Annotated in this window: 19 protein-coding genes; 13 read left to right on the top strand and 6 right to left on the bottom strand. The window is 50.2% G+C overall.

The window, feature by feature from the left end:
- The first annotated feature begins 20 nt into the window (after window positions 1–20).
- Window positions 21–725: a RadC family protein gene (radC, locus tag CLV60_RS13425; RefSeq protein ID WP_106595894.1), complete on the top strand. Its 705-nt coding sequence runs from the start codon at window positions 21–23 to the stop codon at window positions 723–725.
- Here radC and CLV60_RS13430 read toward each other — a convergent pair whose 3' ends face one another.
- The 4 genes from CLV60_RS13430 to CLV60_RS13445 form a co-directional block, all read right to left on the bottom strand.
- Window positions 726–1,535, bottom strand: coding sequence for a PdaC/RsiV family protein (locus CLV60_RS13430; protein WP_229210961.1), 810 nt, complete (start codon window positions 1,533–1,535; stop codon window positions 726–728).
- A 37-nt stretch (window positions 1,536–1,572) separates the two neighbouring features.
- Window positions 1,573–2,307, bottom strand: coding sequence for a LytR/AlgR family response regulator transcription factor (locus CLV60_RS13435; RefSeq protein WP_106595896.1), 735 nt, complete (start codon window positions 2,305–2,307; stop codon window positions 1,573–1,575).
- A gap of 51 nt (window positions 2,308–2,358) precedes the next feature.
- Window positions 2,359–3,456, bottom strand: a complete 1,098-nt coding sequence (locus CLV60_RS13440) for a sensor histidine kinase (RefSeq protein WP_106596213.1) — start codon at window positions 3,454–3,456, stop codon at window positions 2,359–2,361.
- Between the two features lie 106 nt (window positions 3,457–3,562).
- A complete protein-coding gene (locus CLV60_RS13445) occupies window positions 3,563–4,207 on the bottom strand; it encodes a histidine phosphatase family protein (protein WP_106595897.1) in 645 nt (214 codons plus the stop codon).
- Window positions 4,208–4,292: 85 nt separating this feature from the next.
- On the opposite strand from CLV60_RS13445, the gene CLV60_RS13450 reads away from it, so the two are divergent.
- From CLV60_RS13450 to CLV60_RS13510, 12 genes are all read left to right on the top strand, one after another.
- A complete protein-coding gene (locus CLV60_RS13450) occupies window positions 4,293–4,718 on the top strand; it encodes a hotdog fold thioesterase (RefSeq protein WP_106595898.1) in 426 nt (141 codons plus the stop codon).
- A 49-nt stretch (window positions 4,719–4,767) separates the two neighbouring features.
- Complete coding sequence (locus CLV60_RS13455; RefSeq protein ID WP_106595899.1) at window positions 4,768–6,015, top strand: chorismate-binding protein; 1,248 nt, start codon at window positions 4,768–4,770, stop codon at window positions 6,013–6,015.
- Between the two features lie 144 nt (window positions 6,016–6,159).
- Complete coding sequence (locus CLV60_RS13460) at window positions 6,160–7,263, top strand: efflux RND transporter periplasmic adaptor subunit (protein WP_106595900.1); 1,104 nt, start codon at window positions 6,160–6,162, stop codon at window positions 7,261–7,263.
- Window positions 7,264–7,315: 52 nt separating this feature from the next.
- Window positions 7,316–10,405 carry an efflux RND transporter permease subunit gene (locus CLV60_RS13465; protein WP_106595901.1) on the top strand — a complete coding sequence of 1,030 codons (3,090 nt, stop codon included), beginning with the start codon at window positions 7,316–7,318 and terminating at the stop codon, window positions 10,403–10,405.
- Between the two features lie 39 nt (window positions 10,406–10,444).
- The gene (locus CLV60_RS13470) at window positions 10,445–11,791 is read left to right on the top strand and encodes a TolC family protein (RefSeq protein WP_106595902.1); all 1,347 of its coding nucleotides are present in this window, start codon (window positions 10,445–10,447) and stop codon (window positions 11,789–11,791) included.
- A gap of 120 nt (window positions 11,792–11,911) precedes the next feature.
- Window positions 11,912–13,072, top strand: coding sequence for a glycosyltransferase family 4 protein (locus CLV60_RS13475; protein ID WP_106595903.1), 1,161 nt, complete (start codon window positions 11,912–11,914; stop codon window positions 13,070–13,072).
- Window positions 13,065–14,051 carry an NAD-dependent epimerase/dehydratase family protein gene (locus CLV60_RS13480; RefSeq protein WP_106595904.1) on the top strand — a complete coding sequence of 329 codons (987 nt, stop codon included), beginning with the start codon at window positions 13,065–13,067 and terminating at the stop codon, window positions 14,049–14,051. Before CLV60_RS13475 ends, CLV60_RS13480 begins: the two co-directional genes overlap by 8 nt.
- Window positions 14,038–15,201 (top strand): LegC family aminotransferase, encoded by a 1,164-nt coding sequence (locus CLV60_RS13485; protein ID WP_106595905.1) that lies wholly within the window; start codon window positions 14,038–14,040, stop codon window positions 15,199–15,201. Before CLV60_RS13480 ends, CLV60_RS13485 begins: the two co-directional genes overlap by 14 nt.
- A gap of 5 nt (window positions 15,202–15,206) precedes the next feature.
- Window positions 15,207–15,944, top strand: a complete 738-nt coding sequence (locus CLV60_RS13490) for a nucleotidyltransferase family protein (protein ID WP_106595906.1) — start codon at window positions 15,207–15,209, stop codon at window positions 15,942–15,944.
- 131 nt (window positions 15,945–16,075) lie between these two features.
- Complete coding sequence (locus CLV60_RS13495) at window positions 16,076–18,481, top strand: TonB-dependent receptor (protein ID WP_106596214.1); 2,406 nt, start codon at window positions 16,076–16,078, stop codon at window positions 18,479–18,481.
- Window positions 18,482–18,529: 48 nt separating this feature from the next.
- Window positions 18,530–19,369 carry a CvfB family protein gene (locus CLV60_RS13500; protein WP_106595907.1) on the top strand — a complete coding sequence of 280 codons (840 nt, stop codon included), beginning with the start codon at window positions 18,530–18,532 and terminating at the stop codon, window positions 19,367–19,369.
- 226 nt (window positions 19,370–19,595) lie between these two features.
- The gene (locus CLV60_RS13510) at window positions 19,596–19,982 is read left to right on the top strand and encodes a type II toxin-antitoxin system VapC family toxin (RefSeq protein WP_106595909.1); all 387 of its coding nucleotides are present in this window, start codon (window positions 19,596–19,598) and stop codon (window positions 19,980–19,982) included.
- 66 nt (window positions 19,983–20,048) lie between these two features.
- On the opposite strand, the gene CLV60_RS13515 is transcribed toward CLV60_RS13510, so the two are convergent.
- The gene (locus tag CLV60_RS13515) at window positions 20,049–21,353 is read right to left on the bottom strand and encodes an amidohydrolase family protein (protein WP_106595910.1); all 1,305 of its coding nucleotides are present in this window, start codon (window positions 21,351–21,353) and stop codon (window positions 20,049–20,051) included.
- A gap of 28 nt (window positions 21,354–21,381) precedes the next feature.
- Entirely contained in the window at window positions 21,382–24,420 is a 3,039-nt protein-coding gene (locus CLV60_RS13520) for an amidohydrolase family protein (RefSeq protein WP_106595911.1), read from the bottom strand.
- Between the last annotated feature and the right edge of the window lie 25 nt (window positions 24,421–24,445).

The raw sequence follows: 24,445 nt of genomic DNA on the forward strand, positions 1-24,445 counted from the left end.
GCACTAATGCAACCTATGATATGCCCAGAAAAAAGAGCGACAACCCGAAAGTGATCATCAACTGGCACGATGATGACAAGCCCCGTGAAAAATTCATGAACAAAGGCCGGGCCGCCTGCTCGGACTCCGAACTGATGGCCATTCTCATCCGCTCGGGAACGAGGGAAATGACTGCCGTAGACCTGGCCAAAGCACTCATGACGTCGGTTGGCAACAATATCAACGAGCTCGCCAAACTGAATGTCCGGGATCTTACTAAAATCAAGGGAACAGGCGAAACGAAGGCGCTCACTATCCTTGCCGCATTGGAACTCGGCCGGCGACGCAAAGACATCATTCCAGATAAAAAACGTAAGATCATCGGCTCCCAGCCGGTATATGAAGCCATGCGTCCCTACCTGATGGACAAAACGCATGAGGAATTCTGGATTTTGCTACTCAACCGCGGCAACTACATCATGCGCGTGATACAGGTAAGCGTAGGCGGCATTTCCGGCACGGCTACCGACATCAAAATGGTGTTCAAAATCGCGCTCGACCATATGGCCAGTTCGCTGATCCTCGTGCATAATCACCCTTCGGGCCAACTCATACCAAGTTATGCAGACAAGGTGCTTACCGAGCAAATAAAAGAGGCAGGCCGATTACTCGACCTGCCTGTTCAGGACCATATCATCTTTACCGATGACGGTTATTATAGTTTCAAAGATTCCGGCCAAATGTGATCAGAATACCGCTTCTTTTCGGATAATACCTTTCAGCTCTTCGTAAGGAATTGTAAGCTCTATCGGCCCCCGGGCATAGGCTGCTATTTCGTAGGGGTTATAGAAAAACAGGACACCCTCGGACGTAAACACATAATTGGCGGGAATGAAGAACTTATGGTTCGCGAGAAAGTAACCGGCATCTTCCAGGTCAACCCCGGGAGCGAGCTTTTCCAGTTCACGGAACTTCTTTTCCACCAGGTTCAGCAACGCCACCGAATCGGCTACAAAATTTTTCATTTCTATTTCCTCACCCGTTTTGCCATCAAATGCATGATAAGACGTGAAGCTATTGGGATGTGCTCCTCCGGTGAATGCGTAATGATCCAACTGATAGAACATCACTTTCGGGGTTGTCATGACGGTATCTCCGTGTAATTCCACTTCCCAGCAGCCAGGTGAATCGGGAAAATCCTTTTTGAAATCGTTGTAATTTTTTTCAAAATTCTCAAAAGCCGCTTTGGGGCTCTTGATGGCTTCCAGGCGGGCCAGGGCGCTGGCCGGATCGCCGTAGGAATTCAACCGCTTAATGGCCTTATCCGTAAGAATTTCCCTGATTTTGACGGCAACCGCCCCGGAATCGGTAGGTTCCCAGAGATTGATCAGCACGGAAACCCCTTTGTTGGAAACCGTATCACAGCCGCCGAACTGCTCCTTTTTTACCTCACCTGCCCGGTAGCCGGTTTCAGCAACTGCATTCTCTTTTTTTGACTGCTGGTTACATGCCCAAAACGACAAAGCGCCGAGCATCAGGGCAGTCATTTGCTTCATACCCATAGTCTTTGATTTTTTACAGTTGGGAAAGCGATTAAAGGCTCATCAATTCCTTGAAGCGAATGGCCTGGCGGCGCGAGATCTCAATTTTATCTCCGCCCTGCAATGTTACCAACAAGCCCCCGCTGAACCACGGCTCGATTTTCTCGATCCAATGCAGGTTGATAATATGCTTGCGGTTGGCGCGGAAGTAGGTATTCGGGTCGAGGCGCTCTTCGAGGTTGTTCAACGATTTCAACACCAAAGGCTTCTGGTCATCGAAATGGAGACGAACATAGTTGCCCATCGATTCGAACAAGCGAATCTTACCCAGTTTGACAAACCAGCATTTTTCACCGTCTTTCACGAACACCTGGTCGTTTTCGCCCAGTACTTTCTCAGCGCGCTCATTTGCATGTGTAGGCGCTTCCGGCTGCGCCTGATTTTCCTCGATGCGGTGAATGGTTTCTTTGAGGCGCTCGGTATCGATTGGTTTGAGCAGATAATCCAGCGCATTGAATTCAAATGCCTTGATCGCGTACTCGTCGAATGCGGTTGTAAATATCACCTCCGGGCTTTTGCCTTCGATTGACGAGAGCAGTTCGAAACCGTTCTTACCAGGCATTTGAATATCCAGGAAAAGCAACTCAGGCTGTTGTTCTTCAATCAGCTTCAGTGCCTCCTCCGCGTTGGCGGCTTCTCCTACTATTTCTATCTTAGTGTATGGTTCAAGCAATCTCTTCAACTCGTTGCGCGCTAGTCGCTCATCATCTACAATTAAGGTCCTCATGGCGGATGGATCAGTTAGGAATAATAAACAGATAATATATTGATTTGGTCATTAGTTCTCTTTCTCGGATCCCTCTCCCACCATCATCACGCCTTCCGAAAGCATCGGGATTTTTATTTCCGAACAAACCACGTTCTCTTTCTCCTGGAAAATCCGGAATGTCGCCGCCTTACCGTACAAAATCGACAGTCGCTCGGCTGTATTTTTTAAGCCAACCCCACCGGATTCGGTATTGCCCAGGTTTCCTGCGTTCACCTCCGTATTCCCCAGGTTACCAGAGTTATGGATCGTAATAACGAGCAGCTCATTTGCAATTTCCGATTTTAAGCCGATAAATCCACCTCCCATTTGCTTCGCCACACCATGTTTGATACCATTTTCGACGAGCGTTTGCAACATCATGGGCGGTACTTGCCAATAAATAGCCTGCGGGTTGGTGGTAATACTATAACAAAGGCGGTCCTCGTAACGCACTTTTTCCAGTTCGAGGTAATCTTCGACCGTGCGGAGTTCCTCCTGCAAATCCACTGTTTTACGGCGATCGGCCAGCAAAGAATTCCTTAATATATTGGACAGCTGCGTAATGCTAAGCTGCGCACGCTTGGGATCCTCGTACACCAGCGCGCGGATGCTGTTCAATGCATTGAAGGTAAAATGCGGATTAAGCTGCGAGCGCAATACCTTCGCTTCCGCTTCACGCATCGACATTCTTAGCATGATTTTCTCGTAGCTGGCTAGCCGGTTCTGCTCTACATAATGATAAACCGTGTAGGATAATATCCATGCCAGCAGAATCTTGCACCAATTGGTATAATATCCCCAAAAAATCAATGGCTGGTTCAGCATATTATGTTCCAGCACTTCACGGTCCATCGGCTGGTTAATCATCGTCATAATGAGCCCCAGCCACAACACCGAGCCAATTACGCGCAATGCGAGCCTGGGCAGCGGCAACGACGACCAATTCCACCGCCTGATTACCAGCCGGTACACGTGGGTAAGGCAAATGCCCAGCAGGATATTGGCCAGCGCAGAATAGAACTCCGTCAGCTTGAAGCCGTATTCCAGGAGATACGGAATGTATTCGAACATGATGATTAATGTCCATCCCAGTATCTGAAGAGTCCAATAGATGCGTTTTTTGGACATGAGCATACGAACGCTGATAATGTATTGAAAAGCCACAAATGTATTAATGACCCCTCAGGGGAGGTACATTAATACACCAATGGAAACGAATCTACACAAACGGCTGCTATATCGTTTGCGGGATTTCGATGGAAAGAAGGTGTGTGATGTCGTTGGATACTTCCAGCTCGAACTGCTGAGTATCGTAGGAGTAATTGATCTTGTAGAGGCAAAGATTGCTGTGCTCGTAGTCGTCCATACGCACCAGCGGCTGGTTGAAAAGCGTGGTCAGCAATACGCGCATGGCACGGCCGTGCATGGCGATGAGGATATTTCTTTCGTGCGGGCGGGAAAGGATCGTATCGATCACCGGAATCTGGCGTTCACGCACATCCACAGGGCTTTCCCCGCCTTCCGCCGCAAGATTCACTTCGCCTGCTTTCCACGCATTTACCAGCTCACGGTAATAGTTGTTATCGCCCGTGTTCGGCTCACGGCCTTCACGGTCTCCCCATGATATTTCATTCAACCCCGCGTAGCTCTCGTGCGGTATGCCCCGCCTGATGAACCCGCGGACGGTTTGATGTGTTCGCTTTAAGTCAGAGGTATAAATTTTATCAAACGGAACATGTTGGTAAGCATTAAAAAAAGCTTCGGCCTGAGCTTCTCCCCATTCATTCAACAAGGAATCAACACCGCTTCCCTGTACAACTCCCCTGCGGTTCAAATCAGTTTCACCGTGGCGAATGAGGTAAATCGATTTTCTTTTCAAAGTAATAGGATAATTTAAATATAAAATTTACAAAAACCTTGTTTTTTATCCGCAAAGCCAATACAAATTTATACATTTTTTAGATATGTTTGCTAAAACCGTCACCGTCGATTCACTACAATCTTTTGGAAAGAACAGTATCGCCCACCACATCGGAATAGAGTTTACGGAAATCGGAAAAGATTATGTGTCAGCCCGAATGCCGGTCGACAAACGTACCCACCAACCTTTCGGGATTTTGCACGGCGGAGCCTCCGTTGTGCTGGCGGAAACGTTAGGTAGTATTGCCTCGTTTTTGACAATTCCTGAAAGCGAAAACAAGCACGCAGTAGGACTGGAAATTAATGCGAATCACCTGAGGCCCGTGAAGGAAGGCTATGTGTACGGGACTGTGCGACCGATCCATATCGGCCGGACCACGCACATCTGGGACATCAGGATTACCAATGAAGAAAACAAACTGGTTTGTATCAGCAGACTCACGGTTGCTATTGTGAATGCGGACCGCTGACATTATTTTGCAGAAAATTGACCTAACGGGACACGCCCATTCGTTATAAATGCTATCAGTACAGACCGACACCGGGATTTCGATATTTGAAGGATTACAGATTCAGGAGCTTTGGCACGCCTCCAAGATAATGGGGTTCCCATCCGCATTATGGCGCCTGCCGCATACCAACGAAATCAAACTGCTTATTTCTATTCAGGACGGGGCCCGCAAAACGCTTCCCGAACTCGAAAAAATGAGTCCCGGCTTTGTGATCAGCACATTTTACTGGGAAGACGACCAGGAAGTACTTTTCCTGGAAGGTGATATTATCCTGACATTCTCGGAGGACAACAGGATCACGCATATCGAGAATCAGCTCGGCGAAGAGCATCCCGAAGTAAAAAGACTCGTCCAACTCGCATTAACCGAAAGCAGTAGCGACAGTCAGCAACAGGCACCTGCCAGCCCGCTATTGCCATTAAGCGGCCACCTCGATGCCAAATCCCGTTTCGAACGGACCGTAGAGCTCGCCGTGGCAGCGATTCGCCAAAATCAATTCAAAAAAGTGGTGCTTTCGCGTACCAAAGACCTGCGGTACACCGACGCATTCCAACCGGCACTGGCATTTCAAAGGCTGGTAAAAGCATATCCGCACGCATTTGTTTCCCTGGTAAATCTTCCCGAGGAAAATGAAATGTGGCTTGGTGCAAGCCCCGAATTGCTGGTGGAGCAAATGTCCGGCGGTGCTTTCAAAACCATGTCCCTCGCTGGTACGCAAGGCGCACGCGACGCCTCGGGTGCGCTCATACCCAAGTACGACATCCGTTGGGGAGAGAAAGAGATTGAAGAACAGGCGCTTGTGAGCCGCTATATTATTGAGTGCTTTAAAAAAATCCGCCTGCGTGAATACCTGGAAACAGGGCCTAAAACTGTGCTGGCGGGAAACCTCTACCATCTCAGGACTGTTTTCGAGGTCGATACCGTGGCGCTTAATTTCCCTGAGCTGGCGTCCGTCATGCTCAAACTGCTGCACCCGACATCCGCTATTTGCGGCGTACCGAAGGCACCAAGCCTCCAATTTATCAATGACGTCGAGGGCTATAACCGCTCCTATTACAGCGGCTTCCTGGGGCCTGCGCAGGTAGCGGGCGATACCCATTTATTCGTAAACCTGCGCACGGTGCGGTTCAAGGACGGCATTGCGACGTTTTTTGCCGGCGCCGGAATCACGGAAGATTCTGTACCTGAGCAGGAATGGTTCGAAACGGAGCTGAAATGCGATACGTTGCTGAAAGTGATTGGGAGTTCCTTATAAAAAAATTAGCTGGCATTAAACTTTTATAGCGGCGAAAAGTCTAATCGGTTCGAGATTAATATCTAATTTTGAACAAACCTCTGAATAGGACGCATTTAGTCCGCCAGACTCCTAAACCAATTTAAGCCCAGGTTAACCAACCCTATGAACGTTATCGCCAGATCTGCCCGTGCAGAAGGATTGCCAAACTTAACCAAACCTCTGTCTTCACTTTTCATTGCCGGTTCACTCTTTATTACGCTTTCGTGCGGAGAAAAAAAGGATACCTTTCAACAAAAAGGCGGTGGAGGCCCCACCATCGTGGATGTGATCGTTGCGAAATCCGAGAAGGTAAGTGACAAGGTAGAAGTGAATGGGACCATCGTGGCCAACGAATTCGCAGAATTACGGCCGGAAGTAAGCGGATTGCTTACCTTCCTCGATGTACCCGAAGGCAAAACGGTCCAAAAAGGCACCGTTATAGCCCGGATCAACAATGCCGACCTCCTCGCCCAGCTCAACCGGTCGAAAATACAGCTCGACCTTGCCGAAACAACCGAGAAAAGGCTCAAACAGCTGCTCGCCGTTAATGGCATCAACCAGGCAGATTACGACCTGGCTTTTAATAATGTCAATACCCTCAAAGCGGATATGGCTTACACCCAGGCGCTGATCGACAAAACGATCATCAAGGCGCCGTTTACAGGTGTAGTAGGCTTGCGCAAGGTGAGTGCGGGTGCGTACGTAACGCCTCAAAGCATTATTGCCACCATGCAGCAGCTCTCCAATCTCCGCATAGATTTCACGGTTCCCGAAAGCTACCAGCAATATGTAAACAAAGGCGGTACCGTGGAAGTAATGCTCGACCAGGCTTCCGGCAAATATGAAACCGCCCGTATCCTGGCGATTGAACCGCAGGTGAATCAGACTACCCGCAACCTGACCGTCCGCGCGGTATTGAGTTCGGGGAATACCAGTCCCGGCTCATTTGCCAAAGTGTATATCACTGCGAGCAACAATAAGAATAGCATACTCATCCCCTCCAACAGCATTATCCCGGAAGCGCGCAGCAAGAAAGTCGTGACCGTGAAAGGCGGCAAGGCTGTTTTTGCCCAGGTTGAAACCGGTGATCGCAGGGAGGACGTAGTGGAAGTAACCAAAGGCCTGAGTGTCGGCGATACGGTGGTTGTTTCGGGCGTACTTTTTGCCCGTCCCGATGCTCCTGTGAAAGTGAGAAGTGTTAGAAACCTGAATGTAGCGAGTAAGTAACAATTGCCCTCGCGGTACTTGTTGCAGTGACCATTCCTTTGAAACCCCTGCTATGAATATTTCAGAACTATCCCTGAAACGGCCCGTTCTGGCGGTCGTGATGAACCTGCTCATCATCCTTTTTGGTGTGGTAGGATATAACTTCCTTTCACTGAGGGATTACCCGGCCATCGATCCGCCGATCGTGAACGTGCGAACGAGCTACACCGGTGCCAATGCCGACATTATCGAGAGCCAGATCACCGAGCCGCTCGAAAAGAGCATCAACGGTATTCCCGGTATCAAAAGTATCAGCTCTTCCAGCCAGATCGGTTCGAGTAACATTACCGTAGAATTCAACCTGAAATCCGACCTGGAAGGCGCCGCCAACGACGTGCGCGACAAGGTGAGCCAGGCCGTACGAAACCTCCCGCAGGACATCGACGCACCACCGGTGGTGAGCAAAGCCGATGCCAACTCCGACTTCATTCTCCTCCTTGCCGTGCAAAGCCCGTCAAAAGGCTTGCTCGAACTGAGTGAATATGCCGAAAACGTGCTGCAACAAAGTTTGCAGACGATCGACGGCGTGAGCGCGATCAATATCTTCGGGCAAAAACGCTACGCCATGCGCATCTGGCTGAACCCCGACCGGATGAGCTCCTACAACATTTCCTTCAACGACATTACCACTACACTCGCTTCGGAAAACGTGGAATTGCCTGCCGGTAAAATCTACGGCGACAATACCGAACTAACGATCCGGACAATGGGCCGTTTGAAAAGCGAGAAGGAATTCAACGACCTCGTAATCCGTAACGACAGTGCGGGAATCGTAAGGCTTGGTAACGTAGCCAAGATTGAACTAGGCCCCGAAAACGAGGAGCAAAGCTGGAAATACAATGGCATGTACGCGGTAGGTTTGGCGGTTATCCCCCAGCCCGGCGCCAACTACGTGCAGATTTCCGACGAGTTCAACAAACGCCTCGCGGAGATCCAGAAATCGAACAAGTCGGACATTACTTTCAACGTCCTGATCGACAATACGCGCCTGGTACGGCAATCGATCAAGGAAGTGGAAGAAACGCTGATCATCGCATTCTCGCTCGTGGTGATCGTAATCCTTTTCTTCTTCCGAAACCTGCTTGTAGCCGTCCGCCCGCTGATAGATATTCCAATATCGCTCGTGGCGACGTTCTTTATCATGTACATGTGCGGGTTTTCGATCAATATCCTCACCCTTCTGGGGATTGTGCTCGCGACGGGGCTTGTGGTGGATGATGGTATTGTGGTAACGGAAAACATTTTCCGAAAGCTCGAAAGCGGCTTACCGATCCGGCAAGCTGCATTGGAAGGCAGCCGGGAGATTTTCTTCGCGGTTATTTCAACTTCCCTGACCCTGGCAGTGGTGTTCCTCCCGGTAATCTTTCTCGAAGGTTTTGTGGGAAGCCTTTTCCGTGAATTCGGGATCGTGGTAGCATCTGCGGTATTGATATCTGCATTCGTTTCGCTTACCATCACACCGGTACTGAACGTGGTGTTGAACCGAAAAGACGCAGGTCACGGCTGGTTTTATAACAAAACCGAACCGTTCTTCACCGGAATGGAGGATGGCTACAACAGAATGCTCCGCGGATTTATGAAAGCGCGGTGGATTGCCTGGGTGCTGGTCATTGCCTGCGGTGTGATGATCTGGTATACTTACAGCCATTTGCAAAGCGAGCTGGCACCAATGGAGGACCGGAATAGTATCCGTTTCAACCTCTCGGCTCCGGAAGGAACGAGTTTTGACCAAATGCAAAAGGTTTCGGATCAGCTCAGCGACTTTCTGAATGACTCGATTCCTGAAAAAGCATTTACATTCTCGGCCACGCCCGGTTTTGGCGGCGGCGGTGTGAATAGCGGTACAGGCCGCATTGGCCTCGTGGATGCGAGCGAGCGCAAGAAAAGCCAGAACGAGATCGCGCAGGAAATCAATAAGAAGCTTTCGCGGTTCAATGATGCCCGGATATTCGCAACACAGGAACAGACCATTTCCGTGGGTATCGGTTCCAGAGGCTCGCTTCCGGTTCAGTTTGTATTGCAAAACCTCGATTTTGATAAATTGAGTGAGGTTCTTCCCAAATTCCTCGACGAAGCAAGGCAGGACCCGACCTTCCAGAACGTGGATGTTAACCTCAAATTCAACAAACCCGAGGTCCGCCTAACGATCGACCGCCTCAAAGCACGCGACCTTGGCTTATCCACCACCGACGTGGCTGCTACCATTCAGGCTGCATTCAGCGGGCGCCGTCTGGCTTACTTTATCATGAATGGCCAGCAATACCAGGTAATCGGCCAGGTGGAACGCTCGGAGCGTAACAAACCAGCGGATATCGATAAATTGTATGTGCGTAACAACCGCGGCGAGAGCATTCCGCTGACTGCCGTCGTGCATATGGAAGAGGAAAGCGGCCCGCCGACGATTTACCACTACAACCGCTACAAAAGTGCCACCATTTCGGCATCGCTCGTAGAAGGCAAGACGATTGGCGACGGCGTGGAAGCCATGCGCAAGATAGGCGCAAAATTACTCGACGAATCCTTCCAGACATCACTCACCGGCCCATCCCGCGACTTCGAGGAAAGTTCTTCCAACACCAGCTTTGCATTCGGGCTGGCACTTTTGCTCGTGTACCTCGTACTCGCAGGCCAGTTTGAAAGCTTCACCGACCCGTTCATCATCATGATCACCGTGCCGCTGGCGTTAGCGGGGGCATTACTCAGTCTTTATCTGTTTGGATTAACCATTAATATCTTCTCGCAAATCGGGATGATCATGCTCATCGGGCTGGTGACGAAGAATGGTATTCTCATTGTGGAATTCGCCAACCAGAAACGGGAACAGGGAATGGGGCGTATGGCGGCCGCCGTCGAATCGGCAACGCAGCGTTTGCGTCCTATTCTGATGACGAGTTTGGCAACTGCATTCGGCGCATTGCCGATTGCATTGAGCCTTGGTGCGGCGGCAACCAGCCGTGTACCCCTTGGCGTGGTGATCGTAGGAGGTCTGATGTTCTCGCTGATCCTGACGCTATTCGTCATTCCGGCGATTTACACATTCATTTCACCCAAAAAACACAAGGTGACGGAAGAGCAGAAAATGGCAGAGGAGCTTGTGGCTTAAAGGATATTTTTTCATACAAAATCAACTATTGTTTTTTACATGGGCTCGCTCACCTTTCTTAAAAAATACCAATACGCATTCACACTCATTCTGCTTTGCTCCGGCACAAGCTGGGCCGGATATCCCGGTTCTGTTCAACCGGCCGATACCCTGGCGCTTACGCTCGAACAGGCTGTGGCTACGGCACTCAAAAACAGCTATGAAATCGAGATCGCCAAAAACAATGTAGATGCGAATACCATCCTGAACAACTATGGCGTAGCAGGCGGCCTGCCGACGGTCTCCCTCAATGCTTCCAATACGGAGCAGATTACGCAGGTTAACCAGAAACTGAACACCGGTGTTGAGATCAGCCGTAACGCAGCCGCGGGTAATAACACGCAGGCGAACCTTGCCGTCGGAATGCTCCTGTATAATGGCAAACGCGTGGTTGCTACCAAAAAACGCCTCGCCGAACTGCAATACCAAAGCTCCGAAGTACTTAACTCGCAAATCCAGAACACGATCGCGCTGGTTATGACGAGCTATTATGATGTTGTTCGCCAGCTGAGCTATATCAATACGATCCGGACATCGATTATTGCCTCCGAAAAACGCCTGGAAATCCTGCGGGTACGGAAAGAGGCCGGGATGGCTAACAATGCAGACATTTTTCAGGCGGAAATCGATTTGAATACGCTTAACCAGACATTACTGAACCAGCAAATGGTAGCGCAGGTAGCTAAAACAGAACTGCTTCGTACCCTTACGCTCGATCCCAAATCTGCGGTGACGATTAAGGATACCATCACTGTGGACAATAATATGCAGCTGGCTTCCGTAATGGACCGGCTGGCTGCCAATGCGGACATCAAAGCGGCGGACCATCAGATCACTATCAACGAACTGATTGTCAAAGAAACCGCTGCGCTCCGTTACCCAACGGTTCGTTTCAATGCAGCATATAACTTTTCGCGTAACCAAACAGCGGCCGGTCTTACATTGCTCAACCGGGTGGTAGGTCCGCAGGCAGGTCTCACGCTCGCGGTCCCGATCTACAACGGCACGGCATTCAGACGCCAGAAGCAAGCCGCTGAGATAGACACGAAAACGGCTGAATTGCAGAAAAGCACGCTGCTCCGCGATTACAGCGCCAACGCAGTGAAAATGTACCAAACCTACCAGAGCTCCATCGAACAGCTCGAAAACCAGAAGAAAAACTACGCCCTCAGCAAGCAGCTGCTCGACCTGACACTCCAACGCTTTGAGCTGATCCAGGCAACGATCATCGACGTGCGCGAGGCCCAACGCAGCTTTGAAGAAGCAGGTTACAGGCTGATCAACCTGAACTATGCCGCCAAATCCGCCGAGATTGAACTGAAAAGACTAAGCAATACGCTTCAATAAAGCCATTCATCGTCCCCGGCATCAAAATTTTTCCGGGGACGTGCATTGATTTCCATAACAGTCCTGTCCAGAGTGTAAAGGCCCGAAAGAGCGGCTTTGCAAGACTGAAATCAGGAATCAATGAAGGTACTGGCTATCCACAATATCCTCTGGTCGCATTACAAGGCCAGGATTTTCACCCAACTTCACGAAAGGCTACACAGAGAAGGGAACGACTTCTTTGTACTGCAACTGGCTTTCAGCGAATTGAGCCGGCTCGGGCTCAAAACTGACCTGAGCATCCACACCTACCCCTACGAAGTCCTTTTTCCCGACAAGGCCATTGAGCACATCGGGCATATCCCAAAAACAAGGAAGCTTCTCGCCGCACTGCGTCACCACCGACCAGAAGTTGTTTATCTCAATGGCTACTACGATCCTGCCTACTGGTTTGTACTCAGCTATTGCAAAATCAACAAAATAAAAGTTGTGCTGGATTTCGAAAGCAGCGAGATCAGCCGACGACGAGTTTGGTGGAAAGAGCGGCTGAAAAGGACTTTTCTCGGTCAATGCGATGCACTGGTTTGCCTCGGACAGAAAGCCGCCGAATACGCGCTGAAACTGGATGTAAGCCGTAACCGCATCCTCAGCACGAAAAACGTGGGTGTGGATAATGATGCATTGCTCGAAATCTTCACACTCGAGCTCCCGTTGCGCGAGCGCAGGAAAGCGGAGATCGGCCTGCCGCGCTATAATTTCCTGTATGCAGGCCGATTCGTGGAGCGCAAGAATCTCGACACATTCATCCTGGCATTTCACGAAGCCAAAAGCTTGTCAGAAAACGGCAGCGAATGGGGCTTGATCCTGAGCGGTGAAGGAAGCCAGAAACCGCGTCTGCAAGAATTAATACGTTTGCTCGGTTGCCAGTCGGTACATTGGATGGAGCCCTGCGAATGGTATGAAGTACCCATCCGCTACACGCTGGCCGACGTTGCCGTGCTGCCCAGCACATTCGAGCCATTCGGCTTTCTCACCAACGAAGCGATGGTTTATTCCATGCCTGTACTCGTGTCGGAACGATGCGGAAGCGCCACCGACCTCGTCATCGACGGCCTCAATGGCTTCCGGTTCGATCCTTCCAGTCAGCAGGATTTTACGAGCAAACTGCTGTGGTTCATGAGCCACCCCGGGAAGTTCGCGCAAATGGGCGGTAACGGCAAGGCGATCATCGACCAGTGGTCACCTGACATCATTACGGAAGAACTCATTCAATCTTTTCATAAAGTATCTGCATATGATTAATCAACAAGCCAAAACGGTCCTGATAACTGGCGGTGCGGGTTATATTGGCTCCGAGCTGGTACGGATCCTGTTGGAGGACCAGTTCCGGGTAGTCGTGCTCGATAACCTCTCATTCGGTGGTGAATCGCTGCTGAGTTTCTGGGGGAACCCGGCGTTCCGTTTCATCAAAAGCGACCTCCGGAACGACAACGATATCAAGGCGGCACTCAGCGGCGTGCATTATGTATGTCACCTTGCCGCCATCGTCGGCGAACCGCCCTGCAAGAAATACCCCGACCTGGCATTGGAAGTAAACTGGCACGCTTCCGTGCGCCTGTACGAGCTTTGTGAAGAGGCTGGAGTCGAGCGGTTTGTATTCGCTTCCACTTGCAGCAATTATGGCAAAATGGCTCTCGCCGACGCCCTGCTCGACGAAACTGCCGAGCTGAATCCGATTTCGTTGTATTCGGAGACCAAAGTCAATTTTGAAAAATATCTGCTTGCCCAGCCCGACAGTACTATTACACGCACTATCCTCCGCTTTTCCACGGTTTACGGCATTTCCCCCAGGCCCCGTTTTGATCTCACCGTCAACGAATTCACACGAGATGCGGCTTTGGGAAAGCCATTGCTCATTTATGGTGAGAACTTCTGGCGCCCCTATTGCCACGTCAGCGACCTGGCCCGATCGGTGAAAATGGCCCTCACCGCCGACAAAGAAAAGGTAAACGGCGAAGCATTCAACGTAGGCGATACTTCGCAGAACTATACCAAGAAAATGCTGGCGGCGGAGATCTGCCAAGTGATCCCTTCGCTGGAAGTGAATTACCACCCGGTAGTCACCGACCCGCGCGATTACAAGGTTAATTGTGATAAAATTAAAAAAGTCCTCGGCTTCGCCATCACCAAAACGGTTCCGATGGGTATCCGTGAAATAGCCTCGTTGCTCCACGAACAGGTGATCAGTGACCCCATGAATGCACGCTATGGAAACATATAAACCCTCCCCTATTCCGCTTTGCGAACCCTATCTCAACGGGCGCGAAAAACAATACATGGCCGAGGCAGTTGACTCTAACTGGCTGTCGGGAGGCGAGTTCCTCCGCCGGTTTGAGCAACAACTCGCCGACTACACGGGCGCAGCGCACGTGATTGGCGCGAGCAACGGCACGAGCGCATTGCAGATAGCGCTTACGCTCGCGGGCGTGACGCAGGGAGACCTGGTACTAGTGCCTGACCTCACATTCGTAGCCACAGCAAACGCGGTAAAATACCTCGGCGCCGATCCCATCATGGTTGATATCGACGCACACACCTGGCTGATGGACCTCGATTTGTTGCAGGATTGGCTCCAAAGCCACACTTATCAAAACCATGCAGAATGCTTCCATCGTGAAAGCCGCCGCCGGATCAAAGCAGTGGTACCCGTGCATTTGCTGGGAAATGTCTGCGAAATGGAACGGCTTAATGCCATCGCGGAATGTTTCACGCTGGCCGTAGTCGAGGACGCCGCCTGTTCGCTGGGCTCATTCAGGCTTGGTCGGCATTCCGGGACCTCAGGTTTGCTTGGAACCATGAGTTTTAACAGTAATAAAATCATTACTACTGCCGGCGGCGGCGCCATCCTCACCGACGACGAGGTACTGGCAAAACGTGCGCGGCACCTTATTACCCAGGCGAAAAATCACCCAATCGAATACATGCACGACGAATTGGGCTACAATTTCCGGCTCGTAAACCCGCTCGCGGCAATGGGCTGCGCACAAATGGAACAGCTGGCAAGCTTCCTGCAAAAGAAAAAGGAGGTTACCGCGCATTACCGCCGTGCATTCACGGATTGCGGGGCAGTATTTCAGCAATTGACTCCCGGTACCGATTCCAACAATTGGCATTCCGCCATGCTGGTGGGTGAAAGCCGCAGCCTGATAACGGCTTTGGCAGCCGAATATATCGAAACAAGGCCTCTGTGGACGCCCATTCATGAGCTCCCGACATTCCGGCAGGATTGGTACATCAGCCGTGAGAATGTTTCCTCCGAGGTGTCCCGGCGCGGGATTATGCTGCCCTGCTCGACGTCCATCTCCGAAGAACAGCTGCAAAGGGTGAGTCAGATCATCAAAAGTTTTTTGAATGTCAGCACTAAAAATTAGGTAGTATGTTCCGGAGCGCTGAAATGGGCCAATGGCCCGTAAATATCGTTATCATGGCGGGCGGCAAAGGCACCCGACTAAAACCGCTTACAGACAACACTCACAAATCGCTCATTCCGGTTGGCGGCAAGCCGATTATCCGGCATCTGATCGACCACTTGGTTAGATTCGGATTCCGCGATATCCATATTTCAGTCGGGCATCTGGCCGAGCAGCTGATCGGCTACCTGGGCGATGGGAAGGAAGAACGCATTTCGATCCGGTACATTAGGGAACGCACTCCGATGGGCAGCATGGGCTCCATGACCTTGAAAAACCAGTGGGCTGAGGAACATTTTCTGGTAATCAACGGCGATGTGTATTCCAATTTCGACATAGCGCATTTCTGCACCGAATATTTTTCCCGACAGGCTGACCTGGCCGTTCTGGCAGTTCCTAATACTGTTAAAGTACCTTATGGCGTGCTGGAAATGCGATCAGATGGGTATATCAGCAGTTTTACTGAAAAACCAGGCTACGAATTTATCGTCAGTGCAGGCGTATATATGTTTAACAAAAAAGTCCTGAATCTCCTGCCGAAAGGCATTCCTTACGAGGGATGGCAACTCATCCAATCAGCATTGCATGCGGGCCTGCATGTTGTCGGCGTGCCCCAGACAACGGGGTACTGGATCGACATCGGGAGCATGGAAACGCTCGGGAAGGCACAGGAAATGAGCCAGGCTGGTATCACACGGGCATAGTTCTACTGGCATGCGATTTTTTTCATGCAAGATTAAAAAGTCATTAAACCTTGGTACCGTTTTTTAATCTAACCGGCTCACCTTCAACCTAACATATGCCAGGCATTACCGGCATAAGGGCCCTTGCCGTCATGAAGAAAATACTCCTGATCGTTTCACTCCTGAATTGCCTGTGCACGCAACTTTACGCACAGGACGAACCGTCTAGTACCTACCCTATTACCGGCAAACTGGAAGACTCGGAGAAAAAACCGGTTCCTTTTGCGAATGTGGCGCTGCTTGCTGCAAAAGATTCTGCATTGATCGGTGGCGGCACTGCCGACGAAAACGGACTTTTCAATATCCCTGCCGAACCCGGCAGTTACCTGATTAAGATCACTTTTCTGGCTATGGACGAGAAGATCATCCCGAACGTCCGGGTAGCAGCCCAGCCGGTGGTGTTGGGCACTATCACGCTCACATCGAATGCGCGCGTACTCGAAGAACTCGTTGTCCAGGGGGAAAAGAGCCAGATGGAACTGCAACTCGACAAGCGGGTATTTAATGTGGGAAAAGACCTGGCCAACATCGGCGGCAATGCGTCAGACATTCTCAACAATATGCCTTCCGTCACCGTGGATGTGGAAGGCAACGTGGCCCTGCGCGGCAGTGGTAATGTCCGGATTCTGATCGACGGCAAGCAGTCGGGTATGGTGGGGCTAAACCCCGCCGAGGCACTGCGGCAGATTCCGGCGGACTTGATCGAAAGTGTGGAGATCATTACAAATCCCTCGTCGCGCTATGATGCGGAGGGGGAAGTCGGCATTTTGAATATTGTAATGAAGAAAAATATCCGCTACGGCTTGAATGGCACATTCACAGGTACAGCCGGCTACCCTTCCAATTTCGGAGCTTCGTTCAATGTCAACTACCGGAAGAAAAAGGTAAACCTGATCGCCAATTACGGCTTCATGTACCGCGACGGGCCCGGGCGCGGGCATTCGAGGCAGGAATACAATAGCGCGGATACCAGTTTTGTATACGAGCAAACCAACCGGCGCAACCGCGCAGGCTATTCCAACAACGTTCGCGTAGGCCTGGATTACTTTTTGAATAACCATAATACCATTACCGCCACACTCTCTGTCCGTAAATCACAAAACGACAACAAATCACGGCTTGAATACCGGGATTTCGACATGAACAATATCCTCACACGCACGGTTACGCGCAGCGAGAATGAGACCGAGCCGCGAACCAATATCGAGGCCGCATTGAATTACCGGAAGACTTTTGAAAGAAAAGGACAAAGCCTGACGTTCGATGCGAAATACATTCTCAGCGATGAAACGGAAGCATCGCAATACCACGAGGTGGCCGATAACAATACCGTCGATATCCGTCAGCGATCGTACAATACCGAGGATGAAAAAAACTTTTTGGCCCAGCTGGATTACATTCATCCCCTGGGAAAAGACGGTAAGCTCGAAGCCGGCCTGAAAACGTCCATCAGGCTGCTCGACAATGATTTTTCGGTTCATCAGCAACTCGAACCGGACTACTGGGTAATATTACCCGACTACGACAACCGGCTGGCCTATGACGAGAAAATCCATGCTGCCTACCTGATGGCGAGCAATCAGTTCGGAAAAGTTTTCGTACAGGCCGGTCTGCGCGGCGAGTATACCGACATTTTAACCGAATTGAAAAAGACAGCGAAAATCAATCACCGGGAATATTTCAATCTTTTTCCAAGCATTCATTTATCATACAAGCTGGCAGACGCCCAGACTTTACAGCTCAGTTATAGCTACCGATTGAGCCGCCCGAGCTTCCGGGATCTGCTTCCATTCTCCAATTTCAGCGATTCCCGTGTTTTCCGCGCGGGTAACCCGCTCCTGAACCCCGAATTCACGCATTCTTTCGAAGCCGGGCATTTGCTGAATATGAATAAAGGCACCCTGCTTTCGAGCGTCTACTATCGTCGTAGGCTAGGCGTCGTGGAGAATATCACATCCGTCGACTCCACCGGCTTCACCACCATTACCCCCATTAACCTCTCGACAGGAGATTCTTACGGTTTTGAATTCAACCTTACCTATGATCCGGCACCGTGGTGGAAGCTCACTGCCAATGCCAATGTTTTCAGGGCGATGAACGAAGGTTATTACAATGACAAACTATACCAAAGCGACACCTATTCCTGGACCAGCCGGTTTTCCTCCCGCATTACCCTGTTCGGTTCGGTGGATTTTCAATCTTCTTTAAACTACCGTGCACCGAGACGCACCACGCAAGGCAAAGATTTATCGATCTATTTTATCGACCTTGGTTTATCGAAAGATATCCTGAAAGGCCGTGGCACACTTACGGCCAGCGCCCGCGATTTACTCAATTCACAAAAGCGCCGGAGCATTACCGAGAATGCGGGTTACTATTCCTATTCGGTATTTCAATGGCGTCCGCGTCAGTTCCTGGTTACATTGTCTTATCGCCTGAACCGCTCGAAAGAGAAACAGAATATGGATAAGCAAGGTGAAATGAACGATGAAGAGTAAATCGATTCGAAACCGCTACCTTTGTATCCGAACCTCGTTATTTGAATAATGCTATTTATCGGAAAATACAATTACCTGACCATCGAGCGGGTTACCAGCGTAGGGATGTTCCTGAGCGATGTGGAAGGTGAAGAAGTGCTGCTTCCCAATCAATATATCACGGACGACATGCAAGTCGGCGATCAGATCAAGGTATTCGTGTATCTCGATTCGGAAGACCGGCCGGTAGCGACCACGCAGACGCCCAAAATCATCCGTAACGAGTTTGCGTTCCTGGAAGTGAAAGACGTTTCCGAATACGGCGCATTCCTCGATTGGGGGCTCATTAAGGATCTTTTCGTACCATTCCGTGAGCAACCGAAGCCCATGGAGATCGGCGAATCGCACGTCGTGTTTCTTTATCTCGACCAGAAATCGCAGCGCCTCCTGGCTTCCGCCAAAATCGACAAATTTCTGGAAAGCGAACGGCTCACAGTCGCGGAAGGCGATGAAGTGGATTTGCTTGTATGGCAGAAGACCGATCTCGGCTATAATGTGGTCGTGAACCAATACCACAAAGGCCTCATTTACGCCAACGAGGTGTTCCAGCCTTTGCAAATCGGTGATTCGCTGAAAGGTTATGTCAAAAAAATTCGCGAGGAAAATAAGCTGGATATCAGCCTTCAAAAGACCGGTTACGAAGTCGTAGAACCGGTGGCGAAGCAAATCCTTGAAGAAGTTAAAAAGAGCAAGGGCTTCCTGAATCTTTCGGATAGCTCCTCACCCGAAGATATTTATAATAGACTTAAAATCAGCAAAAAGGTGTTTAAAAAAGCGATCGGAGGGCTGTATAAACAAGGCATTATCCGCATCACCAACGACGGGATCTACCTGGTCGGGGAAAGTTGATTGTATTTTTTGTAAATTGATTTTTGAAATAAACTGGTCGGATTATGAAAACCATTGAAATAGAAATCACAGACGATAAGGCGTTGAAACTTCTATTGGATATGGAGGAAATGCATTTGATCAAGTTTGTCCAGAACCGGAGGCCGCTATCCGCATTGCGAAAACAAATCAAGTCACCAATGACAGAGCAGGAGATTGATTCACAGTTAAACACACTAAGGAATGAATGGAAGAGAGATATCTGATAGACACCAGCGCTGTTATTAAATATCTCAATGCCACGTTGCCCTCCTCCGGGCTGAGTTTAATCGACAAGGTCATTGATAACGAATCGATTATCTCGCTGATAACAGAGATCGAGCTGCGTGTTTGGGAACCTAATGATGCAATAGACAAAATGATCTACGAGTCGTTCATAAACGGCTCCACTGTTCTCGACTTAAACCGCGCTGTCGTTGATCAAACCATAGCGGTCAGGAAGAAATACAGATTAAAACTTCCGGATGCATTTATCGCCGCAACAGCCATTGTTAACAATTTTACGTTGATAGCGGATAATGACAGAGATTTCGGCAAGGTCGATATCCTGAAATACATCAATCCAAATCACTAAAAACAAAGCCATCCGCTACGAACACGGATGGCTTTACAATTGCTGACCTATTGACTTTCTGACTAATTACTTCTTCCCGTACTTGTCCTTATACTTTTCATAAAGCCGCTTCTGTTTGTCGTCGAGGTTAACCTTTCCGCCGCGGATGTATGCCGCTTGAATCATATTACCACGCATATCGAGGATATCGCCGTCAGAAACGAGCAATGAAGCTTGCTTGCCTTTTTCGAGCGTCCCTACCTGCTGTCCGGCACCGATAATATCAGCTGCATTGCGCGTAACAAATTGCAATGCTTCCTCCGACGTTACCCCGCTGAAACCGGATGCGGTACCTGCCAGAAAACCGAGGTTACGCGTGCGCCACCATTCATCTGCGTAGGTAATAGCTACTTTTACCCCTGCTTTGTGAAGCAGCCCGGGCAGCTCATAGGGAAGGTAAACGTTTTCGTCGACGCCCTCGGGAAGCCTGTGCGTAGTATTGATAATGACCGGAACCTGATTTTCTTTCAAAAAGGCGGTCACCTTGTAGGATTCGTTACCACCTGCTATAACTATCTTTTTCACACCCGCCTCCTGTGCAAAACGAATGGATTCAATGATATCCTTCGCGTAGTCGGCACGGATATAAAGATTGGCTGTACCTGCAAAAAGGGGCCTCATCGCTTCCAAACGAAGATTCACCGGGCTTGGATTAGCAATTTCAGCGTAAGCTTTTGCCTCTGCGAATGTCTTTTTGAAGAGATCGATTACTTCCTGGCGCTTATCATTTCGCTTGATGGAATACGTAAAAGTTTCGTTATCGAAATTTCCTGCCAGAAATGCCGGCCAGCTCAGCCAGATACCGTCGTCCTTTTTGAGAACCGCATCTTCCCAGTTCCATCCATCACTGTAAAAAACAGATGAAGAGCCCGAAATCGCGCCGCCTTGCGGCACGGCCTGCGACACCAGGATACCATTACCCCGCAAGGTCGGTATTACTTCCGAATCGGTGTTGTAAGCCACGAGCGCACGCACGTGAGGGTTGATCTCCCCTACTTCGCGGTAATCGAGCGTAGCCCTTACCGACGCGATCTCCTGTAATCCGACCGTCGTATTCAGGGAAATCAGACCTGGGAAAATGTGTTTTCCTTTCACATCGACGGTTTCAGCGCCCGAGGGGCTTGTTACCGAAGCTGCCGGTCCTACCTGCGTGATAATGCCTTTATCGAACGCAATGGCGCCATTCTGAATCACCTGCCCATTTCCGATATGTATGGTAGCCCCTGTGAGCACTACCGGCTTGGTTTGTGGCTTTGCAGGAGCAGGATTTTGCGCCTGTGCCCCGGCTGTCAATCCCAGCAAAAAGCCCGCAATCAGTTTATATTTTTTCATAAAAATCAATTTGAATGTCCTGAAACAGTTATTTACCAGCGTGGATATCCACATGCTCTGCGTGAATTCCCACTACATCTTCGCAATGCCACATATGCGGCTTCGTGGCTTCCGGTTTTTGCGTAGGCTTACCTTCTGCTTTTTCACCCAGCATTTTCTGGATCAGCCTTTCGCGTTCCAGGGCAATGGATTTCTGTTTCTCTTCATCCTTTTTGCGGTCAAAATAAATGGCGCCTTCGACCATCGTGAAGTCGGGCCTTGCGTATACTGAAAGCGGGCTCGCATTCCAGAGTACCAGGTCCGCATCTTTACCGGCCTTCACGCTTCCCATCCGGTCGTCGACATGTAACAGTTTGGCGGGATTCAAAGTCACCATTTTCCAGGCTTCTTCTTCCGGTACACCGCCGTACTCTACTGTTTTAGCAGCTTCCTGGTTCAGGCGGCGAGCCATTTCGGCATCGTCGGAGTTAATTGCTACGGTCACGCCTTCATGATACATCAATGCCGCATTGTACGGGATCGCTTCTTTCACTTCCATTTTATAAGCCCACCAGTCAGCAAATGTCGAACCACCGATGCCGCGCTTCTGCATACCGTCGGCGAGTTTGTAACCTTCCAAAATGTGAGTAAACGTATTGATGCGGAATTTGAGCGAATCCGCCACGTGCATCAGCATATTGATCTCCGATTGCACGTAGGAATGGCAGGTGATGAAACGCTCGTTACCCAAAATTTCCGCCAGTGCATCGAGCTCGATATCTCGGCGAGGCGGTGCGACATTCGCCTTTTTAGCATTTGCATTGTAGCTTTTCCAGCTTGCGGCATACTCTTTTGCCCGCAGGAAATGATCGAAATAGATTTGCTCAACACCCATGCGCGTCTGCGGGAAGCGCACGCGTTGGACATCACCCCAGTTCGATTGTTTCACGTTTTCACCCAATGCGAACTTGATCGTTTTCACCTCCGGGATCAGCATTTCGGACTGACCCGCGCCCCATTTCAGTTTAATCATCGCACTTTGCCCGCCGATCGAGTTCGCCGAGCCGTGCAGCAAATGCGAGGCCGTAACTCCTCCCGCCAGTTGCCGGTAAATGTTGATATCGTCAGGATTGATTACGTCGCTCATACGCACCTCCGCGGAGCTGGATTGCCCACCCTCGTTAATGCTGAAAAGCGCGATATGTGAATGCTCATCGATAATACCGCTGGTAAGATGCTTGCCCGTACCATCGATTGTTCTCGCCCCCGAGGGTGCTGCGAGGCCCTTCCCTACTTTCGTGATTTTGCCGTTCTGAACAATCACATCGGCATTTTGCAGAATTCCTTCTTTCTCGTTGGTCCAGATGGTCGCATTCTTGATCAGTACGGTTTCCTTCGCCGGTAATGTTTCACTCCCATAACCCACGAATGGATACACAATTGGCCCTGTTTCCTTGCTTTTAGGCTTGGTAGTATCGGCAGCGGCAACCGTTGTATTCTTTTCCGTAAGCGCAGCGCTCCATGGAATAACAGTTCCATCCGGCAGCACACCTTCTCCGCTGAACCCGCTTCCGCTCAGCCAGCCTGTGAGTCGGGTAGTACCGCCCACTTTTTTGTCTTGCTGATAGCTCAATGTAAGCAATGCATTCGCCAGGATTGCCTTGGGAGTAATCTTGATCGAGTCCTGCACCGTGATTTTATACTCAGGCTTTTCCGGCGATCCGGTGATCTGTAACTTTCCGGCAGGCTGGTTATTCAGCGAAAGCGAGTAAGTACCTCTGATATCCGGAGCATCCAATGCCGTCAGCACGAATTTCTTGCCCTGGATCCAGTTTTCGTAAATCACATTGTCTTTTGAAAACAGGTCTCCCGAAGTAATGATAAAGTTGGCAAGCATTCCCGATTTCAGGCTTCCGATCTTGGTATCAGCCTTGACCAGCGAGGCTGGCAGGGTTGTGAGCGCTGCCAATGCTCTTTCTTTCGGCAAGCCGTATTCGATGGCTGTGCGCAGATTCTTCCAGAAATCGGCTTTGTTCCGCAATCCTGAAGTTGTCAATGCAAAAGGGATCTCCGCCTTGGCAACCTCCGAAGCGTTACGCGGCGCCAGTTCCCAGTGTTTCAGCTGGCTCATGGTTACTACTTCCGCATCCCACGGGTCGGTCACATCATAAGCGTCCGGAAAAACCAATGGTAATACCAGCGTTGCCTTGCTGGCTTTAATTTCCTGAATACGCTGATATTCGTCTCCTCCTCCACGGATAATGTATTGTATTCCAAATTCGTCCCCGATCTTATCGGCCCGGAGGATGCTGTATTTATCTCCGGTTTCAAAAAACGAAGGCAGTGCTTTAATCTGGTTGAATGCTTCGAGTGAGAGGTTGGTTTCCTTTTTGTTTCCGCCTTTCGCGTACCAGTCGGCATCGTAGTAGTTTTGTCTCAAAAGCGCCACCACGCCCATTCCCGACGACGGGTAGGTCTGCGATGAGCTCCCTTTACCGAAAGAAAAATGCGCCGATGCTTTACCATTGAGTATTGCCTTGTTGGCTGATTCGTCGGTGAGCGTTACGAGTGCGCCGCTTCCGCGCACAATGCCGTCGTGCGAATGCACCAGTACCGTACCGAAACCGATTTTCCGCAGATCGCCCGCCTTTTTGGAATCGGGCGCGAAAAGCGTACTGGCATCCGTTTCGGGCTGAATGGCCTGGTTCCAACCGAATGCTCCTTTTTTGTTCGATTCCAGCTGAGGCGTTTGCCGGCCACCGCCGCCCTGCGCCCTTCTTACCTCCGGCATCCCGTAATCCGAATCCAGCTCGATGAGCGATGCGTAAATAAATTTGCCTTTCAGATCGACCGTAACCGTACCGGCCGGAATTTTCACCTGCTTACCCGTTTCCCGGATCACCCCATCTTCAATGAGCATCGTAGCATTCTCGATGGTCGTTTTCGGATCCACGACAATCGTCGCGTTTGTGAAAGCGTAGCGTCCTGTTCTTTCATCGTAGGCGCCATTTCTCGGAAAAGTCTCCTGTGCCTGGCAATACACCGCCAGCGTCATGCAGCCTAATATCGTTGATAATTGTTTAAACATATATTGTTGTCTTAATTACAATTGT

This window comes from Dyadobacter jiangsuensis, from assembly GCF_003014695.1.
Classification (GTDB): Bacteria; Bacteroidota; Bacteroidia; order Cytophagales; family Spirosomataceae; genus Dyadobacter; species Dyadobacter jiangsuensis.

Bases quoted from the DNA above. Each gene is read 5' to 3' on its own strand.
- CLV60_RS13520 (WP_106595911.1), bottom strand. From the start codon at position 24,420: ATGTTTAAACAATTATCAACGATATTAGGCTGCATGACGCTGGCGGTG.
- CLV60_RS13430 (WP_229210961.1), bottom strand. From the start codon at position 1,535: ATGAAGCAAATGACTGCCCTGATGCTCGGCGCTTTGTCGTTTTGGGCA.
- CLV60_RS13440 (WP_106596213.1), bottom strand. From the start codon at position 3,456: ATGTCCAAAAAACGCATCTATTGGACTCTTCAGATACTGGGATGGACA.
- CLV60_RS13450 (WP_106595898.1), top strand. From the start codon at position 4,293: ATGTTTGCTAAAACCGTCACCGTCGATTCACTACAATCTTTTGGAAAG.
- CLV60_RS13515 (WP_106595910.1), bottom strand. From the start codon at position 21,353: ATGAAAAAATATAAACTGATTGCGGGCTTTTTGCTGGGATTGACAGCC.
- CLV60_RS13470 (WP_106595902.1), top strand. From the start codon at position 10,445: ATGGGCTCGCTCACCTTTCTTAAAAAATACCAATACGCATTCACACTC.
- CLV60_RS13490 (WP_106595906.1), top strand. From the start codon at position 15,207: ATGTTCCGGAGCGCTGAAATGGGCCAATGGCCCGTAAATATCGTTATC.
- CLV60_RS13485 (WP_106595905.1), top strand. From the start codon at position 14,038: ATGGAAACATATAAACCCTCCCCTATTCCGCTTTGCGAACCCTATCTC.
- CLV60_RS13455 (WP_106595899.1), top strand. From the start codon at position 4,768: ATGCTATCAGTACAGACCGACACCGGGATTTCGATATTTGAAGGATTA.
- CLV60_RS13460 (WP_106595900.1), top strand. From the start codon at position 6,160: ATGAACGTTATCGCCAGATCTGCCCGTGCAGAAGGATTGCCAAACTTA.
- CLV60_RS13495 (WP_106596214.1), top strand. From the start codon at position 16,076: ATGAAGAAAATACTCCTGATCGTTTCACTCCTGAATTGCCTGTGCACG.
- radC (WP_106595894.1), top strand. From the start codon at position 21: ATGCCCAGAAAAAAGAGCGACAACCCGAAAGTGATCATCAACTGGCAC.
- CLV60_RS13465 (WP_106595901.1), top strand. From the start codon at position 7,316: ATGAATATTTCAGAACTATCCCTGAAACGGCCCGTTCTGGCGGTCGTG.
- CLV60_RS13510 (WP_106595909.1), top strand. From the start codon at position 19,596: ATGGAAGAGAGATATCTGATAGACACCAGCGCTGTTATTAAATATCTC.
- CLV60_RS13500 (WP_106595907.1), top strand. From the start codon at position 18,530: ATGCTATTTATCGGAAAATACAATTACCTGACCATCGAGCGGGTTACC.
- CLV60_RS13435 (WP_106595896.1), bottom strand. From the start codon at position 2,307: ATGAGGACCTTAATTGTAGATGATGAGCGACTAGCGCGCAACGAGTTG.
- CLV60_RS13480 (WP_106595904.1), top strand. From the start codon at position 13,065: ATGATTAATCAACAAGCCAAAACGGTCCTGATAACTGGCGGTGCGGGT.
- CLV60_RS13475 (WP_106595903.1), top strand. From the start codon at position 11,912: ATGAAGGTACTGGCTATCCACAATATCCTCTGGTCGCATTACAAGGCC.